Annotated in this window: 16 protein-coding genes; 4 read left to right on the forward strand and 12 right to left on the reverse strand. The window is 65.6% G+C overall.

What is annotated here, in order from left to right:
• The first annotated feature begins 85 nt into the window (after nucleotides 1-85).
• The 3 genes from AC07UK_RS26760 (at nucleotide 86) to AC07UK_RS26770 (ending at nucleotide 3,188) form a co-directional block, all read left to right on the forward strand.
• Nucleotides 86-871 carry an IclR family transcriptional regulator gene (locus tag AC07UK_RS26760; RefSeq protein WP_013956405.1) on the forward strand — a complete coding sequence of 262 codons (786 nt, stop codon included), beginning with the start codon at nucleotides 86-88 and terminating at the stop codon, nucleotides 869-871.
• Between the two features lie 141 nt (nucleotides 872-1,012).
• Nucleotides 1,013-1,759 carry a FadR/GntR family transcriptional regulator gene (locus AC07UK_RS26765; protein WP_494686816.1) on the forward strand — a complete coding sequence of 249 codons (747 nt, stop codon included), beginning with the start codon at nucleotides 1,013-1,015 and terminating at the stop codon, nucleotides 1,757-1,759.
• A 16-nt stretch (nucleotides 1,760-1,775) separates the two neighbouring features.
• Entirely contained in the window at nucleotides 1,776-3,188 is a 1,413-nt protein-coding gene (locus AC07UK_RS26770; protein ID WP_013956403.1) for an FAD-binding oxidoreductase, read from the forward strand.
• Nucleotides 3,189-3,256: 68 nt separating this feature from the next.
• On the opposite strand, the gene pbpG is transcribed toward AC07UK_RS26770, so the two are convergent.
• From pbpG to AC07UK_RS26795, 5 genes are all read right to left on the reverse strand, one after another.
• A complete protein-coding gene (gene pbpG / locus AC07UK_RS26775; RefSeq protein WP_436221350.1) occupies nucleotides 3,257-4,480 on the reverse strand; it encodes a D-alanyl-D-alanine endopeptidase in 1,224 nt (407 codons plus the stop codon).
• A 272-nt stretch (nucleotides 4,481-4,752) separates the two neighbouring features.
• Complete coding sequence (locus AC07UK_RS26780; RefSeq protein WP_081050391.1) at nucleotides 4,753-5,475, reverse strand: nitroreductase; 723 nt, start codon at nucleotides 5,473-5,475, stop codon at nucleotides 4,753-4,755.
• 17 nt (nucleotides 5,476-5,492) lie between these two features.
• Nucleotides 5,493-5,951 carry an acyl-CoA thioesterase gene (locus tag AC07UK_RS26785; protein WP_436221349.1) on the reverse strand — a complete coding sequence of 153 codons (459 nt, stop codon included), beginning with the start codon at nucleotides 5,949-5,951 and terminating at the stop codon, nucleotides 5,493-5,495.
• A gap of 72 nt (nucleotides 5,952-6,023) precedes the next feature.
• On the reverse strand, nucleotides 6,024-6,947 hold the full coding sequence (locus AC07UK_RS26790) for a DMT family transporter (protein ID WP_436221348.1): 924 nt from the start codon (nucleotides 6,945-6,947) through the stop codon (nucleotides 6,024-6,026).
• Nucleotides 6,944-7,864, reverse strand: a complete 921-nt coding sequence (locus AC07UK_RS26795) for a histone deacetylase family protein (protein WP_494686835.1) — start codon at nucleotides 7,862-7,864, stop codon at nucleotides 6,944-6,946. The genes AC07UK_RS26790 and AC07UK_RS26795 overlap by 4 nt, the downstream gene beginning before the upstream one ends.
• Nucleotides 7,865-8,223: 359 nt before the next feature.
• On the opposite strand from AC07UK_RS26795, the gene phaP1 reads away from it, so the two are divergent.
• Nucleotides 8,224-8,802, forward strand: a complete 579-nt coding sequence (phaP1, locus tag AC07UK_RS26800) for a TIGR01841 family phasin PhaP1 (RefSeq protein WP_011615034.1) — start codon at nucleotides 8,224-8,226, stop codon at nucleotides 8,800-8,802.
• 278 nt (nucleotides 8,803-9,080) lie between these two features.
• Here phaP1 and amrS read toward each other — a convergent pair whose 3' ends face one another.
• From amrS to aceE, 7 genes are all read right to left on the reverse strand, one after another.
• Nucleotides 9,081-10,169: an AmmeMemoRadiSam system radical SAM enzyme gene (gene amrS, locus AC07UK_RS26805; RefSeq protein WP_494686817.1), complete on the reverse strand. Its 1,089-nt coding sequence runs from the start codon at nucleotides 10,167-10,169 to the stop codon at nucleotides 9,081-9,083.
• Nucleotides 10,166-10,360, reverse strand: coding sequence for a hypothetical protein (locus tag AC07UK_RS26810; RefSeq protein WP_013956395.1), 195 nt, complete (start codon nucleotides 10,358-10,360; stop codon nucleotides 10,166-10,168). The genes amrS and AC07UK_RS26810 overlap by 4 nt, the downstream gene beginning before the upstream one ends.
• An 85-nt stretch (nucleotides 10,361-10,445) precedes the next feature.
• Nucleotides 10,446-10,883 carry a universal stress protein gene (locus tag AC07UK_RS26815; RefSeq protein WP_436221345.1) on the reverse strand — a complete coding sequence of 146 codons (438 nt, stop codon included), beginning with the start codon at nucleotides 10,881-10,883 and terminating at the stop codon, nucleotides 10,446-10,448.
• 276 nt (nucleotides 10,884-11,159) lie between these two features.
• Nucleotides 11,160-12,950, reverse strand: a complete 1,791-nt coding sequence (lpdA, locus tag AC07UK_RS26820; RefSeq protein WP_436221344.1) for a dihydrolipoyl dehydrogenase — start codon at nucleotides 12,948-12,950, stop codon at nucleotides 11,160-11,162.
• 33 nt (nucleotides 12,951-12,983) lie between these two features.
• The gene (locus tag AC07UK_RS26825) at nucleotides 12,984-13,661 is read right to left on the reverse strand and encodes an Ntn hydrolase family protein (protein ID WP_436221343.1); all 678 of its coding nucleotides are present in this window, start codon (nucleotides 13,659-13,661) and stop codon (nucleotides 12,984-12,986) included.
• A 72-nt stretch (nucleotides 13,662-13,733) separates the two neighbouring features.
• Nucleotides 13,734-15,401 (reverse strand): dihydrolipoyllysine-residue acetyltransferase, encoded by a 1,668-nt coding sequence (aceF, locus tag AC07UK_RS26830; protein ID WP_494686818.1) that lies wholly within the window; start codon nucleotides 15,399-15,401, stop codon nucleotides 13,734-13,736.
• Between the two features lie 167 nt (nucleotides 15,402-15,568).
• Nucleotides 15,569-18,256, reverse strand: a complete 2,688-nt coding sequence (aceE, locus tag AC07UK_RS26835) for a pyruvate dehydrogenase (acetyl-transferring), homodimeric type (protein ID WP_494686819.1) — start codon at nucleotides 18,254-18,256, stop codon at nucleotides 15,569-15,571.
• Nucleotides 18,257-18,496: the final 240 nt, after the last annotated feature.

Here is an 18,496-nt window from a genome sequence, read left to right on the forward strand (position 1 = left end):
CACCTATTGAAATTTTCACAATGCGAGATAGAATCAGGCAGACGCTTAAAAATGCCGCAAGGCAACATTTCTCCTCTTCACTTCTATGTCCGACGCAGACAAGTCACCCGGCAAGACGTCCATCCAGGTCATCGAGCGCATGATGACCCTGCTGGACGCGCTCGCACAGCACGCCGACCCGGTCAGCCTGAAAGAGCTGTCACTGGCCACGGGGCTGCATCCCTCAACTGCCCATCGCATTCTCAACGACATGGTGGCCTGCCGCTTTGTCGACCGCTCCGATCCCGGCAGCTACCGGCTCGGCATGCGGCTGCTGGAACTGGGCAACCTGGTCAAGGCACGCCTGTCGGTGCGCGACGCGGCGCTGGCGCCGATGCGCGCACTGCACCGCGTCACCGGCCAGACCGTGAACCTGTCGGTGCGCCAGGGCGACGAGATCGTCTACATCGAGCGCGCCTACAGCGAGCGCTCGGGCATGCAGGTGGTGCGCGCCATCGGCGGCCGCGCGCCGCTGCACCTGACCTCGGTCGGCAAGCTGTTCCTGGCTGCGGACGAAGCCGCGCGCGTGCGCAACTACGCCACCCGCACCGGGCTGGCCGGACATACCCGCACCTCGATCACCGACCTGACCAAGCTGGAGCGGGAGCTCAGCTGGGTTCGCTCCAACGGCTATGCGCGCGACAATGAAGAGCTGGAACTGGGCGTGCGCTGCATTGCCGCCGGCATCTATGACGACTCGCGCCGGCTGGTGGCCGGGCTGTCGCTGTCGGCGCCGGCCGACCGGCTGCAGGACAGCTGGCTGCAGAACCTGAAGGACACGGCGCTGCAGATCTCGCGCGGCATGGGCTACGTGACCGAAGCTGCCGCCTGAAAAGACCGAATCACCAGCCACCGCCAACGCGCGGGCTGCCATCATGGCAGTCCGCGCGTTTTGCTTTGTGGCTGCGGCCATCCCAATTCAAAGGTTTACCCTTAGTTTTCAGATAACCAGCAAACCTTATAATCGGGACCCATGCGAACCCGCGCCGTCACCCTCACCGAACAGGTCACCCGCCAGCTGCGCGCCGATATCGAAAGCGGCGCCTACCCGGTCGGCAGCCGGCTGCCGACCGGCAGGCAGCTGGCCGAGCAGTACGGCGTCAGCGCCGCGGTGATCCGCGAAGTCACCGAGCACCTGCGTTCGCAGGGGTTCGTCGAGTCACGCCAGGGCGTTGGCTGCACGGTGCGCTCGCGTACCGGAGCGGCGGGGTTCCAGCTGCGCGAACCCGACATCGACGCCAGCGGGCTGGCCGACCTGTACGACCTGCGCATCGACCTGGAAGGCGCCGCCGCGGCGCTGGCCGCCGTGCGCCGCAGCGACGAGGACGTGGCCGCACTGAGCGCGTTGCTGCAGCGGCTGCACGCTCATCTCTATGACCCGCAGCCGGCCGCCGATATCGACGCCGCCTTCCATATCGGCATTGCTGCCGCCACGCACAACCCCTATTACCGCCAACTGCTGCAGTACCTGAACCTGCAACTGCACCAGGCCGTGGCCACCGCGCGCGCCAATACGCTGCGCCAGGCCGGCCTGGCCGAGACCGTCCATGCCGAGCATGAAGCGATCGTCGATGCCATCCGCCGTGGCGACGCCGCGGCAGCCCGCGCGGCCGCGGTGACGCACCTGCAATGCGCCGCACGCCGGCTTGGCCTTGTGCTGCGCACGCGCGCCGATGAAACGTCGACAGCGCGCGCCGCCAGCCACCATTCCCTTTCCTGAAACGACAATCGCCATCATGCAAACCGGCCAATTCGCCCAGCGGCTCACCGAGGCCCTCGGCGCCGACACCGTCCTGACCAACCCCGACGACATCGCCCCGTGGCTGTCCGACTGGCGCGGCATCTACCGCGGCCAGGCCCAGGCCGTGCTGCGGCCGCGTACCGTGGACGAGGTATCGCGCGCCCTGGCGCTGTGCCAGCAGGCCGCGGTGCCGGTGGTGCCGCGCGGCGGCAATACCGGCCTGTGCGGAGGCGCCACGCCGGATGCGCAGGCGCAGAACGTGGTGCTGAGCCTGGATCGCATGAACGCGGTGCGCTCGCTCGACACCATCGCCAACACCATGGTTGCCGAGGCCGGCTGCATCCTCGGCAACCTGCGCCGCGCGGCGCAAGACGCCAACCGGTTGCTGCCGCTGTCGCTGGCGGCTGAAGATTCATGCCAGATCGGCGGCAACCTTGCGACCAATGCCGGCGGCGTGAACGTGGTGCGCTATGGCATGGCGCGCGAGCTGGTGCTGGGCGTGGAAGCGGTGCTGCCCAACGGCGAGGTCTTCCACGGCCTGCGCACGCTGCGCAAGGACAATACCGGCTATGACCTGAAGCAGTTGCTGATCGGCTCCGAAGGCACGCTCGGCGTGATTACCGCGGCCGCGCTGCGGCTGTTCCCGCGCACCGACACGCGCAGCGTGGTGCTGGCGGCGGTGGCCTCACCGGCGCAGTCGCTGGCACTCTACGAGCTGCTGTTCGCGCAATGCGGCGCGCGCCTGCAGGCCTTCGAGTTCTTTACCGGCGACTGCCTGGACCTGGTGCTCACGCACGCGGAAGGGGTGCAGGAACCGTTTGCGCAGCGCTACCCCGCCTATGTGCTGGTGGAGCTGGCCGACACCACCGATGAAGCGGCACTGAACGCGCTGCTCGAACGCGTCATCGGCGAGGCGCTGGAGCGCGAGCTGTGCCTCGATGCAGCCGTGTCTGCCTCGCTCGCACAATTGCAGGCGCTGTGGAAACTGCGCGAGGAAATCTCCGAGGCACAGCGCGCCGACGGCCCGCACCTGAAGCACGACATCTCGCTGCCGATCGAGCAGATCCCGGCCTTCATGACCTCGATGGAAACGCGGCTGCGTGGGCTCGATCCCGCCATCCGGCCCTTTATCTTCGGGCACTTCGGCGACGGCAACCTGCACTACAACCTGTCGCGCCCAGCCGGCGCGCCCAGGGACTGGGCGGCCACGCAAGGCGATGCGGTGACCGACGCAGTGCTGGACGAAGTGATGCGCTACGGCGGCAGCATCAGCGCCGAGCATGGCATCGGCCAGCTCAAGCGCCATGCCTTCCTGGCCATGAAGGACCCGCTGGAACTGCGGCTGATGCGCGAGATCAAGGCCGTGTTCGACCCGGCCGGGATCATGAACCCCGGCAAGCTGCTCTGACGGCAGCGGCCGCCAAAAAGAAAAACGCGCCGTAGCACGGCGCGTTTTTTCCGGTCAGGCTTTCCGTATCAGATGCCGCGCGACTGCTGCGAGGCCAGGATCGCGTGCGCGCCGCCCGGAGCCTGCGTCAGGTTCGGCGACGACGGGAAGCCGCGCTGCGGGGACGATGGCGACGGCGCATGCTCCAGCCATTCCTTGACGCGGTTGGCATCGGCAAAGCGCGACAGCTTGCCGGCCGAGTCCAGGAACACCATCACCACGTTGCGGCCCTGGACCTTGGCCTGCATCACCAGGCACTGGCCAGCTTCGGAGATAAAGCCGGTCTTCTGCAGGCCGATCTCCCAGTTGCCGCCGCGCACCAGGCGGTTGGTGCTGACGTAGTGCTGGGTGCGGCCCATCACGTTGACCTCATGCTCGGTCTGCGTCGAGAACTCGCGGATGGTCGGGTTGCGGTACGCTGCGTTGACCATGCGCACCAGGTCTGTTGCGCTCGACACATTGCTGCTCGACAGCCCGCTGGAATCGACGAAGTGGCTGTCATTCATGCCCAGCTCGCGGGCCTTGCGGTTCATAGCCTGCACAAAGGCCGGCAGGCCGCCCGGATAGTTGCGGCCCAGTGCCGACGCGGCGCGGTTCTCGGACGACATCAGCGCCAGCAGCAGCAGTTCCTGGCGCGTCAGCTGCGTACCGAAGCGCAGGCGCGAGCTGCTGTGCTTCTCGGTGTCGCGGTCGTCCTCGGAGATGGTCAGGACTTCGTCCATCGGCAGGCGGGCGTCCATCACCACCAGCGCGGTCATCAGCTTGGTGATCGAGGCAATCGGCAGCACCGCGCTGGCGTTCTTCTGGAACAGCACCTCGTTCGAGTTCTGGTCCATCACCAGCGCCACGCTGGAACGCAGTGCTAGCGCGTCATCGGTGTCGCGCAAGCCCATGGCTTCGCCCAGCGACGGCTTGGCCGGGGTGAAGACGGCGCGCACGGGTGCCGCGCGCTGGGCCACGACGGTATGGCGCTTGCCGTTCCTCAGCACCACCACCTTGCGCGTGCTGCTCGCTTCGCTCTTGGCGACCTTGCCGCCACGCGAACTCTTGGCGACAGTCTTCGAAGCACTCTTTTTCTCGGCGTTAGCCGATTTTGCCTGCTTCTTGGTCGTTTTTTGGGTGGTTGCAGAAGTGGTGGCCGCTTGGGCCACGGGTGCCGCGACCATCGACACCGACACCAGGACCGCGGCAGCAACAGCGGACAGGGGTGCGGAGCCGAAGAATCTTGAAAAAATGGAATCAGACCGGAACATGATTCGTTCAGCGCATAGGAATGGCGCTAGTGTAGGAAAGAAAGAAATTGTTAGCAAGATTAAAGACTTACAGACGCTCCTTAAAGTTCGATTTGCAAACATTTCCACATTGTGGAAAAAGCAACCAAAAGGTCACGTTTGCATGCGAACCGTCTCTGGCTTGCCCCAGGCGTACCCGGGTTCACCTTGCTGCCCCTTGGAAACGCTCCAGCCAATACAGGGAAGTCACCTTGTATATCGGCATTCATCGTTACACATTGATACAAGCTTTACTATGAGAGGAAACGCGCGAACCCGCTGACCGGTTCACGTTCCGTGGTCAGTTGGTTCTCGATCGCTTCCGGGTCGGCAAAACCCAGTGACATGCCGCACACCACCATTTCCTCCGGCGGCAGCCGCAGGTGACTGCCGATGATCTTGTGGAACTGCGTGAACGCCGCCTGCGGGCAGGTATCGAGCCCGCGCGCCCGGGCGGCGACCATGATGCTTTGCAGGAACATGCCGTAGTCCAGCCAACTGCCCTGCTCCATGATGCGGTCGATGGTGAAGATCATCCCCACCGGCGCATCGAAGAAACGGAAGTTGCGCGCATGCTGTTCATGCATGCGCGCCTTGTCTTCGCGGCTGATCTCAAGCAGCCCGTACAGGTCCCAGCCCACCTTGCGCCGCCGCGACAAGTAGGGATCGGCCCACTCGCGCGGGTAGTACGGATACTCCTCCAGGTACTTACTGTCGCGCTCGGGGTCTTCGTAGGCGCCCAGCACATCGGCGCACAGCTTGGCCTTGGCCTCGCCGGACAGCACATAGACGCGCCACGGCTGCGTATTGGTGCCCGACGGCGCACGGCTGGCCACGGCCAGGATTTCTTCGACGGTCCGGCGTGGCACCTGCGTATCGAGAAAGGCCCGCACCGAACGCCGCGTCAGGATCGCGCGATCCACGCAGTCCACGGCATCCTGCGAACCGAATTGCACCTCGTGGGACATCTTGTTCATCTCCTGTTGCCCCGTCCCTACCCTTGCCCGCCCGCCACCGCGTCGGTCATTACCAACGGCAGCAGCGCCTCGCGCAGCGGCTCGGGCAACGGCACCGGCCGGCGCGTGGCGCGATCGACATAGACGTGGATGAAATGCCCCTGCGCGGCGGCGGTCTCGTTGTCGCCGCTGAACAGCCCGACCTCATAGCGCACGCTCGACGCGCCCAGCCTTGCCACGCGCAGGCCGGCCACGACAGTCTCGGGGAAGCTGAGCGACGAGAAGTAGTTGCACTGCGTCTCGATCACCAGCCCGATCGTGTCGCCCGATGTGACATCGAGCACGCCCTGCCGGATCAGGTAGGTATTCACCACGGTATCAAAATAACTGTAGTAGACAACGTTGTTAACGTGGCCATAGATATCGTTATCCATCCAACGCGTGGTGATCGGCTGGAAGTACGGATAGGCACTGCGCGACTCGGCTTGCGGTTTCATGAGACGTGGACGGAACAGGATGGAATAGGAATACTCTGAAGTAGCCGCGTACGCGACTCGAACGCGCCGCGGCTAGCGGCGGATGACAAGTGCGACACCCAGCGCCGCGAGCACCATGCCGGCAGCGGCCAGCGGCGGAAAGCGCTCGCCGAAGAGCAGCCAGGCCATTACCGCGGTAGTGGGCGGCGTCAGGTACATCAGGCTCGACACCTTGGTGGCCGCGCCCTGCCGGATCAGCAGGAACAGCAGCGAGATCGCGCCGATCGACAGCGCCACCACCGACCACGCCATGGCGCCGAACATCGCCGCACTCCACTGCACCGCGCGGGTCTCGAACAGGAACATGAACGGCACGCACGCAAGTGCCGCCGCGGCGAACTGGATCACCGAGCCCATGCGCAGGTCGAACACCGGGCAAAAGTGCTTCTGGTAGACCGTGCCGACCGTGATGCTGAGCAAGGCGCCACCCGCCAGTGCCAGGCTTGCCGGCGTGAGCCCGCTGGCACCCAGTTTGTTGGCCACCACCAGTGCCACGCCGGCAATGCCCAGCAGCAACCCCAGCCACTGGCGCGCGCCGATGCGCTCACCCATGCGCGTGGCGATCAGCGCGGTCAGGATCGGCTGCATGCCGACGATCAGCGCCGATACGCCGGCGGGCATGCCAAGCTTGATCGCCGCCCAGACGCCGCCCAGGTAGCCCGTCTGCAGCAGCAGCCCGGCGACGGCGATATGGCCGACCCCGCGCCAGTCCGTTTCCGCCTTGCCTGGCAGGCGCGGCAGCGGCACGCGCGCCAGCAGCACGAATGGCACCATCAGCACCACCACGCCGGCAAAGCGCAGGAACAGGAAGGTCATCGGCTCCGCATACGGCATGCCGTACTTGGCGACGATAAAGCCGGTGCTCCAGATCAGCACGAACAGCCACGGCATCGACGCCACCCACAGCGTGGCGCGGGCGCTTGCCGCTGCGCCGCCTTGCTCCATCACGCCGCTCATGAGGCAAGCGCCACCTGTGCATGGCGCGCGTGATATTGCGCGGCCAGGCTCACAGTCTGTGCGTGGACCGCAACCGTGTCCTCGATCTGGTTGCCGTAGCCGCCCGCCATCGCCACCGCCACCGGCAACTGGCGTGCATGCGCGGCATCGAACACCAGCCGGTCGCGCCGCGCCAGGCCCGCCAGGGTCAGCCTGAGCCGTCCGAGGCGATCGCCCTCATGCGGATCGGCACCGGCCAGGTAGATGAGCAGCTCAGGATCGAAGCGGCTGAACAGCGTGTCCAGCGCCGCCTGCAGCGCCTGCGCATAGGTGTCGTCGTCGCAGCCGTCCGGCAGGCCGACGTCCAGGTCGCTGGCTTCTTTGCGGAACGGATAGTTCTTCTCGCCATGCAGCGACAGCGTGAACACGGACGGATCGCCTTGCAGGATCGACGCGGTGCCGTTGCCCTGGTGCACGTCTAGGTCGACCACGGCCACGCGGCGCACGGCACCATCGCGCTGCAGCACGCGCGCCGCAATGGCGGCATCGTTGAACACGCAGAAGCCGCCGCCCTTGTCGGCATACGCATGGTGGGTGCCGCCCGCCAGGTTCACGGCAACGCCTTCGCGCAGCGCCGTCCGGCAGGCCTCGATGGTGGCGCCGGCGGAGCGCCGCGAGCGTTCCACCATGGCCTCGGACCACGGGAAGCCGATCTCGCGCTGGCGCGCCGCGTCGAGCGTGCCGGCTGACGCGGCCTGCACGTACCCGGGTGTGTGCGCCAGCAACAAGGCGTCGTCGCCCGCGCGTGGCGCCTCCACCAGGAGCAGCCCCGGCACCTGCGCCGCGACGGCATCGCGCAGCATGCTGTACTTGCGCATCGGGAAACGGTGCCCGGGTGGCAGTGGCAGCACAAAGTGGTCGGCGTAGAAGGCGAGCATGGAAGTGGCCTGGGCGGTTCGGTTCACGTCTTGTTGGATTCCCGGCGGCGGCCAGCCGTGCGGGCGCGGGCAATCCGGGATGGTAGCACCCCTGCCCGGTCATCGTCGGAGCGCCCCGGGATGGCGCAGCCGCCACATCCGTACATCTTCTGCCACGCTGTTTTGTGCATCGCACAAAATCCACTTGACATTGAATCCGGCGTCTCTAAAATAGGAATTGTTGCGGCGCACCAAACAAGAAATGCGCCTTGACCCACCCACACGCCTGGGCTGGCCGAATCGGGCACAACACCGTCACGGCCTTGACATCTAGGCGGCTTAATTTGCTAGACCTTGAAGTTCACCACTGGAGACCAGCAATGATCCTCACCCCGGAACAAGTTGCAGCAGCGCAAAAGGCCAACCTCGAAACGCTGTTCGGCCTGACCACCAAGGCGTTTGAAGGCGTCGAAAAGCTCGTCGAGCTGAACCTGCAGGTCGTCAAGACCTCGTTCGCAGAAGGCGTCGACAACGCCAAGAAGGCACTGTCGGCCAAGGACGCGCAGGAACTGCTGGCCATCCAGGCCGCAGCCGTGCAGCCGGTTGCCGAAAAGACCCTGGCCTACACCCGCCACCTGTATGAAATCGCTTCGGAAACCCAGAGCGAGTTCACCAAGGTAGCCGAGGCCCAACTGGCCGAAGGCTCGAAGAACGTGCAAGCGCTGGTCGAGAACCTGGCCAAGAATGCCCCGGCCGGTTCGGAATCGACCGTGGCCATCGTGAAGTCGGCGATCTCCGCTGCCAACAACGCCTACGAGTCGGTGCAGAAGGCGACCAAGCAAGCGGTCGAAATCGCTGAAACCAACTTCCAGGCTGCGGCAACGGCTGCCACCAAGGCTGCCCAGCAAGCCAGCGCCACGGCCCGTACGGCCACGGCGAAGAAGACGACGGCTGCCTGATAGCAGTCTGCGTTGGATGGACCGGCTACGGCCGGTCCGTTGGCAAAGCATATCGACGCCCGGCGTTTGCGGTGTGCTTTGCCAACGATGAAGGAAGTGCCCTGACTGAGTTGCACCGGCGCTGCCTTGTCTGCCGATGTCTCCTCGGTACCGCGGTCTCCTTGTCCAAAGGTATCGTTAAACCCGACCTCTACAGGTCGGGCTTTTTTTTGCTCTTCACCTTTCCACCAGGTTGGTTCCAGTGACAACGGCCGTGGGCCCCGGGCCTGCATGCAGGCCTATCCTCCGATGTGCACAGGAATCCGTCGCCGCCCGAACTGACGCTCAAAATTGCCGAAACGTCCTGCAATCTGCGCAAAGCAGTCCGGGCAAGTTCCCGTGGGCGTCAGGCGATAGCTTTCGATCGCATGCCAGTCGCGCACAATGAGCTGCGCGCGGCAAACAGGGCAATACGTGGTGGCACCGGCGGTATCGTGGACGTTGCCGGTGTAGACGTAATGCAGTCCCTCCGCCAACGCGTGCTTGCGAGCGCGCGCAAGGGTGGAGCATGGTGTCGGCGGCACGTCTCGCATCTTGTAGTCTGGATGGAATCCGGTGAAGTGCAGCGGGACGTCGGGGCCAAGCTCCCTGGCGATCCACTGGGCCTCGGCGCGGATCTCGTCATCGCTGTCGTTCTTGCCGGGAATGAGCAGTGTCGTGATCTCCAGCCAGACATCGGTTTCGTGTTTCAGGTACCGGAGCGTCTCCAGTACCGGCTGCAGGTGCGCCCCGGTGAAGGCAACATAGAACGCGTCGGTAAAGCCTTTCAGGTCGACGTTTGCCGCATCCATCCTGGAATAGAAATCACGCCGCGCCTCGGCGCCCATATACCCGGCGGTCACCGCCACCGCCTTGATGCCCAGATCGTGGCAGGCATCGGCTACGTCCATGGCGTATTCGGCGAAGATCACCGGGTCGTTGTAGGTGAAGGCCACGCTCTTGCAACCATGCGCCGCCGCCGATGCGGCGATCGCTTCGGGCATGGCCGCATCGGCCAGGGTCTCCATCTCGCGCGATTTACTGATATCCCAGTTCTGGCAGAACTTGCAGGCCAGGTTGCAGCCGGCCGTGCCGAACGACAGGACGGCGGAGCCCGGGTAAAAGTGGTTGAGCGGCTTCTTCTCGACAGGATCGATACAGAAGCCCGACGAGCGGCCGTAGGCGGTCAGCACCATCCGGTCGCCGACCCGCTGGCGCACGAAGCAAGCGCCGCGCTGCTCGCCATGCAGGCGGCAGTGGCGCGGGCAGAGGTCGCATTGCATGCGGCCGTCATCCAGGAAATGCCAGTAACGGCCGGGGTAGCTCCCTGAACCGGGCACATCCTTCATGGATGGTCCTTGTGCGGCTTGCTGATCACGGTTACCGACAACACATCCAGGTCGAAGAACGGGCTGTCCGCCGGAGGCGGGGGCAATCCGGCACCCCAGCCGGCGATGGCATGCTTGATGTACTCTGCCATCTGCTCGTCGGCAACGTCCCTGGGCTGGTCGATCATCACGACATAGCGGCGAGTGCTCATGGCGGATCCTTTATGGCGCCCATGACAGGCAACCATGGTGGCATCACGAATGTGTCCGGCGGCATGATGCTGGGGCCCCCGACATTCAGCGATATACCAGCACCGGAATCTTGCTGTGGGTCAGTACCTTCAGGGTTTCGCTGCCGATCAGCAGCCCCTTCACACCGCGGCGCCCATGAGACGCCATGACAATCAGGTCACAATCCCTTTCTTCGGCAGCCTTGATGATGGCGTCGTAGGGGTGATCGTCGACCACGCTGCTGGTGTCACAGGGCACGCCTGCCGCGGCGGCTTCTCGCGCGATACCGTCGAGGTATTTCGATGCGTCCTCGAGGACCGCCTCTTCGAACTGCTCCCGGGTGTCGGTGAGCATTTCGGTGTGGTAAGTCGTGATATGGAAATCCTGGCAGGCGCGCACCGCCGTAATGCTGGCCTGGGTCTCCTTCGCGAACGCCAGTGCCTTGCGAAAGGCCGCTTCGGCCAGAGCGGAGCCGTCTACCGCAACAAGAAGATGCTTGAACACGTCGTGCCTCCTTGTCAGCTGAACGGTAGCCCACCGGGGGCCACCGGATCCCGGCAGCAGGCATCCGGCAAACGATCGGCCGCGTGCGAATATGCAGTGCTGGCCTCGGTCGCCTTGGGGTGCATGCCGGCTGAATTCAGTATAGGCAGCGAAGGTCTTGCGCAGCTTCTGTCGCAATCTCGCGGACGTCGGCAAATTCTGGCGGTTAATTGCATAATTTTCCGATGAAAAAGCCCGCCTGTCCAGGCGGGCTTTCTCGCTTGCAGCGAACGGCGCTCAGCGCTTGCGCGGCGGCGGCACGTCGGTACACGTGCCTTCGTAGATCTCCGCCGCCATGCCGATCGACTCGCCCAGCGTCGGGTGCGGGTGGATGGTCTTGCCGATATCCACCGCATCCGCGCCCATCTCGATCGCCAGGCACACTTCGCTGATCAGGTCGCCCGCGTGCGTGCCGACGATGCCGCCGCCGATCACACGATGGGTTTCCTCATCGAAGATCAGCTTGGTAAAGCCCTCGTCGCGGCCGTTGGCAATGGCGCGGCCCGAAGCGGCCCACGGGAACACGCCCTTGCTGTACTTGATACCCTGCTCCTTGCACTCGTCCTCGGTCAGGCCGGCCCAGGCCACTTCCGGATCGGTGAAGGCCACCGACGGGATCTGCTTGGCATCGAAGTAAGCCTTCTCGCCGTGCGCGGCTTCCGCCGCCACGTGGGCTTCATGGACCGCCTTGTGCGCCAGCATCGGCTGGCCGACGATATCGCCGATCGCGTAGATATGCGGCACGTTGGTGCGCATCTGCTTGTCGACGTTGATAAAGCCTCGGTCAGTCACGGCCACGCCGGCCTTCTCCGCACTGATGCGCTTGCCGTTGGGCGCACGGCCCACCGAGACCAGCACCAGGTCATAACGCTGCGCCTCGGCCGGCGCCTGCTCGCCTTCGAACTTGACGTAGACGCCGTCCGGCTTGGCTTCCACCGCAACGGTCTTGGTATTCAGCATGACCTTGCCGAAACGGTCCTTGTTCTTCTTTTCCCAGACCTTGACCAGGTCGCGGTCGGCGCCGTTCATCAGGCCCGGCAGCATTTCGACGACGTCGATGTCGGCGCCCAGCGTGCTGTACACCGTGGCCATTTCCAGGCCGATGATGCCGCCGCCGATGACCAGCATCTTGTTCGGCACTTCCGGCAACTCCAGCGCGCCGGTCGAGTCGACGATGCGCGGGTCTTCCGGGATGAAAGGCAGCTTCACCGCCTGGCTGCCGGCGGCAATGATGGCTTTCTCGAAGCGGATCACGGTCTTCTTGCCGGTGGTCCGCTTGGCCTCGCCTTCGGTCAGCTCGACCTCGAGGTGGTGCGGGTCGAGGAAGTTGCCGATGCCACGCACCACCTGCACCTTGCGCGCCTTGGCCATGCCGGCCAGGCCGCCGGTCAGCTTGCCGACCACCTGGTTCTTGTAGTGGCGCAGGCCGTCCAGGTCGATCTTTGCTTCGCCGAACAGGATGCCGTGGGCAGCCAGCGCCTTGGCTTCGTCGATCACAGCGGCGTTGTGCAGCAGCGCCTTGGACGGGATGCAGCCCACGTTCAGGCAGACGCCGCCCAGGGTGCCGTAGCGCTCCACCAGCACGGTGTTCATGCCCAGGTCCGCGGCGCGGAAGGCGGCCGAATAGCCGCCGGGGCCGGCGCCCAGCACCAGCATCTCGCACTGGATATCGGCGCCGCCGCTGTGGCTGGCGGCGGCAGGAGCCGGGGCCGGAGCAGCCGCCGCGGGTGCGGGAGCCTGCGCCGGTGCCGATGCCGGGGCTTGCGCGGGCGCCGGGGCGGCCGCGGCCTGCTGGGCCTCGATGGTGCAGATCACCGCGCCCTGGCCGACCTTGTCGCCGACCTTGACCTTGACCTCGACCACCTTGCCGGCGGCCGACGACGGCACGTCCATGCTGGCCTTGTCGGATTCCAGCACGATCAGGGACTGTTCCACCTCGACCGTGTCGCCGGCCTTGACCAGCACCTCGATCACTTCCACCGCGTCGAAATCGCCGATATCCGGCACCTTGACTTCGATCACACTCATGTTTGCTCCTCTATGCGCGCCCGCCTCTCGGCTTCAGGGCGCGCCGTCGTTGTTGGTTGCCGCGCTGTCGGGTGCTGTATTGCCGGTCGACGGATTGCCACCCGCGGTACCGCCAGCCGCCGGCGCCGGTGCAGCGTCACCCTCGTGCAGCCGCACGGTGTGCACCTCGATCGGCCCCGCCGAACTCTTGTCGAACTCCACGCCCGCATCGACGCCGATGCGCGCGATCTCGCCCGCATCCAGGTCCGGCCGGTCATAGACCGCATGCATCGCGCCCAGCGCGTAGTTGCGGCCCGAGCCGATGCCCCAGAAGCGGTCGAACGAAAACACCTCGCGGTACGAGTAGACGCCGAAGATGCCCGCCGGATTGGCGATCAGGCAAACGATCTGCGACGACTCGTAGGGATCGTCCTCGTCTTCCTTGGTGTTGACGAAGTAGTCCGTCTTCAGCTTCTCGTGCACCTTCAGGAAGGTGCGGAACACGTCATCGCGCGAGCCCAGCCGGCACTCTTCGCCCATCCCCGCCAGTAGCGTGCGCATGACCGGGAAGTGCGCGGTGGTCCCGGCCAGCGCGATAAAGCCGTCGCCCACCGGGAACACCTTCTGGTTGCGCTCGTAGGCGCGCGACAGGCGCGTGTCGCCAAAGGTGACCAGCGCGTCTGCCGCAATGGCCACCTCGGCGCCCTTCCTGACGACCACGCAGGTAGTCATGGCTCGCTCCCGGTTGCGCGTGGTGCGCCGGGCAGGCCAGGCCGTCGGCCTGCCCGCCCGGCGCAACCCCGCTTACAGCAGGATCCGGCGGAAATCCGCCAGCAGTTGCCCGAAGTACGTGTTGAAGCGCGCGGCCTCGGCACCGTCGATGACGCGGTGGTCCCACGACAGCGACAGCGGCAGCGTCAGGCGCGGCACGAACTGCTTGCCGTCCCACACGGGCTTCTGGTACGACTTGCACACGCCCATGATGGCCACTTCCGGCGCATTGATGATCGGCGTGAAGTACGTTCCGCCAATGCCGCCCAGCGACGAGATCGAAAAGCAGCCGCCCTGCATCTGGTCCGGCTTGAGCTTGCCGTCGCGTGCCAGCTTGGCCAGCTCGTTCATCTCCTGGCTGATCTCCAGCACGCCCTTCCTGTCGGCGTCCTTGATCACCGGCACGACCAGGCCGTTCGGGGTGTCCGCGGCGAAACCGACGTTGAAGTACTTCTTCAGCACCAGGTTGTCACCGTCCAGCGAGGCATTGAAGTTCGGGAACTTCTTCAGCGCCGCCACCGTGGCCTTGATCATGAAGGCGAGCATCGTCACCTTGACGCCGGCCTTCTCGTTTTCCTTGTTCAGCTGGACGCGGAAGGCTTCCAGTTCGGTGATGTCCGCTTCGTCATGGTTGGTGACGTGCGGGATCATGACCCAGTTGCGGTGCAGGTTGGCGCCCGAGATCTTCTTGATGCGCGACAGGGCCTTGCTTTCGACCTCGCCGAAGCGGGTGAAATCGACCTTCGGCCACGGCAGCAGGCCAAGCTCGCCACCACCGGCACCAGCCGCCGCGGCCTGCGCGGGCGCGGCGGCCTGGCCGCTCATCACGCCCTTGACGTAGCCCTGCACGTCTTCCTGGGTGATACGGCCCTTGGGGCCGGTACCCGGCACGCGCGACACGTCCACGCCCAGCTCGCGTGCGAACTTGCGCACCGAGGGGCTGGCGTGGGCGGCCTTGCCGGTTGCGCCAGCGGCGGCCGGCGCGGCAGCAGGCGCTGCGGCCGGAGCCGGGGCGGCGGCTGCGGGGGCCGGTGCCGGTGCGGGCGCGCTGGCAGCCGGAGCCGGTGCCGCGGCGGCAGCGGCCGGGGCGGCGGCGGCGGCTGCGCCTTCCAGGATCAGCAGCAACGTGCCTTCGGCGACGTTGTCACCGACCTTGACCTTGACTTCCTTGACCACGCCGCCTTGCGGCGACGGCACGTCCATGGTGGCCTTGTCGGACTCCAGCGTCACCACGGCGTCTTCGGCATTGATGGTGTCGCCCGCCTTGACGTGGACTTCGATGACCGGCACGGCGTCGTAGTCGCCGATATCGGGCACCTTCACCTCGATGATGCCGCCACCGCCAGCCGGCGCTGCGGCCGGGGCCGGCGCGGGAGCTGCGGCGGGTGCCGGGGCCGGGGCCGGTGCAGCGGCGGCAGGCGCCGGTGCGGCTGCAGGCGCGGGCGCGGCAGCGGCCTGGCCGGCCGGCTCCAGCATCACCAGCACCGAGCCTTCGGCAACGTTGTCGCCAACCTTGATCCTGACTTCCTTGACCACGCCGCCCTGCGGCGAGGGCACGTCCATGGTGGCCTTGTCCGACTCCAGCGTCACCAGCGCGTCTTCCGCGTCGATGCTGTCGCCGGGCTTCACATGCACTTCAATGACGGGAACGGCGTCATAGTCGCCGATATCCGGCACCTTGATTTCAATCGCTTGACTCATTCAGTGTCTCCTGGGCAGGCCGGCACGCGCGACGTCCGCAAGCGGCGAGATTACCTTCGCCGCCCGCTTCTGTCACGCCGCCATGCCGCAAGGCGCCGTCCGGCATCTGGCCGGGGCGCCCGCGGCACGGCGTTGCCGTACTGCGGGGGTTGGTGCTGGCTGCCGGATCAGACCGACATCGGGTTGGGCTTGTTCGGGTCGAGGTTGTACTTCTTGATGGCCTCGGCGACCTTGTCGCGGCCGATCGCACCCTCGTCGGCCAGCGCCTTGAGCGCGGCCAGCGTGACCCAGTAGCGGTCCACTTCAAAGAAGTGGCGCAGCTTCTCGCGCGTATCCGAGCGGCCGAAGCCGTCGGTGCCCAGCACCACGTAGCGGCGCGGCACGAACGGACGGATCTGCTCGGCAAACGCGCGCACGTAGTCGGTGGAGGCGATCACCGGGCCGCGGGCCGACTTCAGGCTCTTGGCCACGTGCGATTCGCGCGGGGTCTCGGTCGGGTGCAGCAGGTTGAAGCGCTCGACGTCGTGGCCTTCGCGGGCCAGTTCGGTGAAGCTCGGGCAGCCCCACAGGTCCGACTCCACGCCCCAGTCCTTCTTGAGGAGGTCAGCAGCGGCGATCACCTCGCGGAAGATCGTGCCCGAGCCCAGCAACTGCACGCGCGGCGCGTTGCTGTTCTCGACGCCCTTGCGGAACTGGTACATGCCCTTGACGATGTCCTGCTCTACGCCAGCCGGCATTTCCGGATGCTCGTAGTTCTCGTTCATCACCGTCAGGTAGTAGTAGACGTCTTCCTGCTCGGCGTACATGCGGCGCAGGCCGTCCTGCATGACCACCGCCAGCTCGTACTGGAAGGTCGGGTCGTACGAGATGCAGTTCGGGATGGCGGCGTGGAACACGTGCGAGTGGCCGTCTTCATGCTGCAGGCCTTCGCCGTTCAGCGTGGTGCGGCCGGCGGTGCCGCCCAGCAGGAAACCGCGCGAGCGCATGTCGGCAGCGGCCCAGCACAGGTCGCCGATCCGCTGGATGCCGAACATCGAGTAGTAGATGTAGAACGGGATCATCTGCACGCCGTGCGTCGAGTACGACGTGGCGGCGGCGATCCAGTCGCACATGGCGCCGGCTTCGTTGATGCCTTCCTGCAGCACCTGGCCAGTCTGCGATTCCTTGTAGAACATCAGCTGGTCATGGTCTTCCGGCACGTACTTCTGGCCTTCCTGGTTCCAGATGCCGACCTGGCGGAACAGGCCTTCCATGCCGAAGGTGCGCGACTCGTCCGGCACGATGGGCACCACGTGCTTGCCGATCTGCTTGTCCTTCAGCAGGGTGTTCAGGATCCGCACGAAGGCCATGGTGGTGGACACTTCGCGGCCCTCGCCGGTGGCCTTCAGCAGCGCCTCGAACGCGGACAGCTGCGGGACCGGCAGCGCTTCGGCCTTCTGGCGGCGGGCCGGCAGGTAGCCGCCCAGGTTCTGGCGCGCCTGGCGCATGTATTCCAGTTCCTTCGAACCTTCCGGGAAGGTGATGTACGGCACATCTTCCAGCTGGTCGTCGGCAACGGGGAGATTGAACTGGTCGCGGAACTTGCGGATCGCGTCCACCGGCATCTTCTTCTGCTGGTGGGCCACGTTCATGGCCTGGCCGGCGTCGCCCATGCCATAGCCCTTGATGGTCTTGGCCAAGATCAGCGTGGGCTGGCCCTTGTGCTCGCTGGCGGACTTGTAGGCGGCATAGATCTTGTGCGGATCGTGGCCGCCGCGGTTCAGGCGCCAGATGTCGTCGTCGGACCAGTCGGCCACCATCGCCTTCAGCTCAGGCGTGTTGAAGAAATGCTCGCGGACGTAGGCGCCGTCCTTGGCCTTCATGGTCTGGTACTCGCCGTCGACGCATTCCATCATGCGCTTCATCAGCAGGCCCTTGGTGTCGCGCGCCAGCAGCGAATCCCACTTGCTGCCCCACACCACCTTGATCACGTTCCAGCCGGCACCGCGGAACTCGGATTCCAGTTCCTGGATGATCTTGCCATTGCCACGCACCGGGCCGTCCAGGCGCTGCAGGTTGCAGTTGATGACGAAGACCAGGTTGTCGAGCTTCTCGCGGCCAGCCATGCCGATCGCGCCCAGCGATTCCGGCTCGTCGGTCTCGCCGTCGCCCAGGAAGGCCCAGACCTTGCGGTCGCCGGCATTGGCCAGGCCGCGGCTGTCCAGGTACTTCATGAAGCGGGCCTGGTAGATGGCCATGATCGGGCCCAGGCCCATCGACACCGTCGGGAACTGCCAGAAGTCCGGCATCAGCCACGGGTGCGGGTAGGACGAGATGCCCTTGCCGTCCACTTCCTGACGGAAGTTGTCGAGCTGGTCCTGGGTCAGGCGGCCGAGCAGGAAGGCGCGCGAATACACGCCCGGGGCCGAGTGGCCCTGCACGAAGACCAGGTCGCCGCCGCTGGCTTCCGACGGGGCGCGCCAGAAGTGGTTGTAGCCGACGTCATACAGCGTGGCCGCCGAGGCAAACGACGAGATGTGGCCGCCGACGTTGGTGTGCTTGTTGGCGCGCAGCACCATCGCCATGGCGTTCCAGCGGGTGTACGAGCGGATGCGGTGTTCGATGTCCTGGTCGCCGGGGATGCGGGCCTGCTGCTCGACCGGAATCGTGTTGATGTACTGCGTCTCGGCGTGGAACGGCTGGGTCACGCCGTTCACGCGTGCGTATTCGATCTGCTTGTCGATCAGGAAAGCGGCGCGCGCCGGACCTTCGGCGGCCAGGACGCCCTGCAGGGCGTCGAGCCATTCATGGGTTTCCTGGGGATCGGCGTCGTTGGCGCTCGAGGCGCCGAGAATCTGCTCTGGTACGGCGGACATGACTGTCTCCTGGGTGAATTCTTTGCTTCCGCGCCCGCGCTGGCAGCGCCCGGACACGACTTTACGTATGACTCGCACCGACTTGCGGATCCGGCGCCATGCCGCCTTGCATCGGGCCACCGCCGGGAAACCTGTTCCGGTCTCTCCGCGCGGCAGGCGCATGGCTGCCGCCCGCATTCTTGGGTCGAACCGATTCTATGGAAGCGCAAAGTCCAACACAAGTGAAATTTTCAAATTGCG

This window comes from Cupriavidus sp. GW821-FHT07C08 (assembly GCF_059419025.1).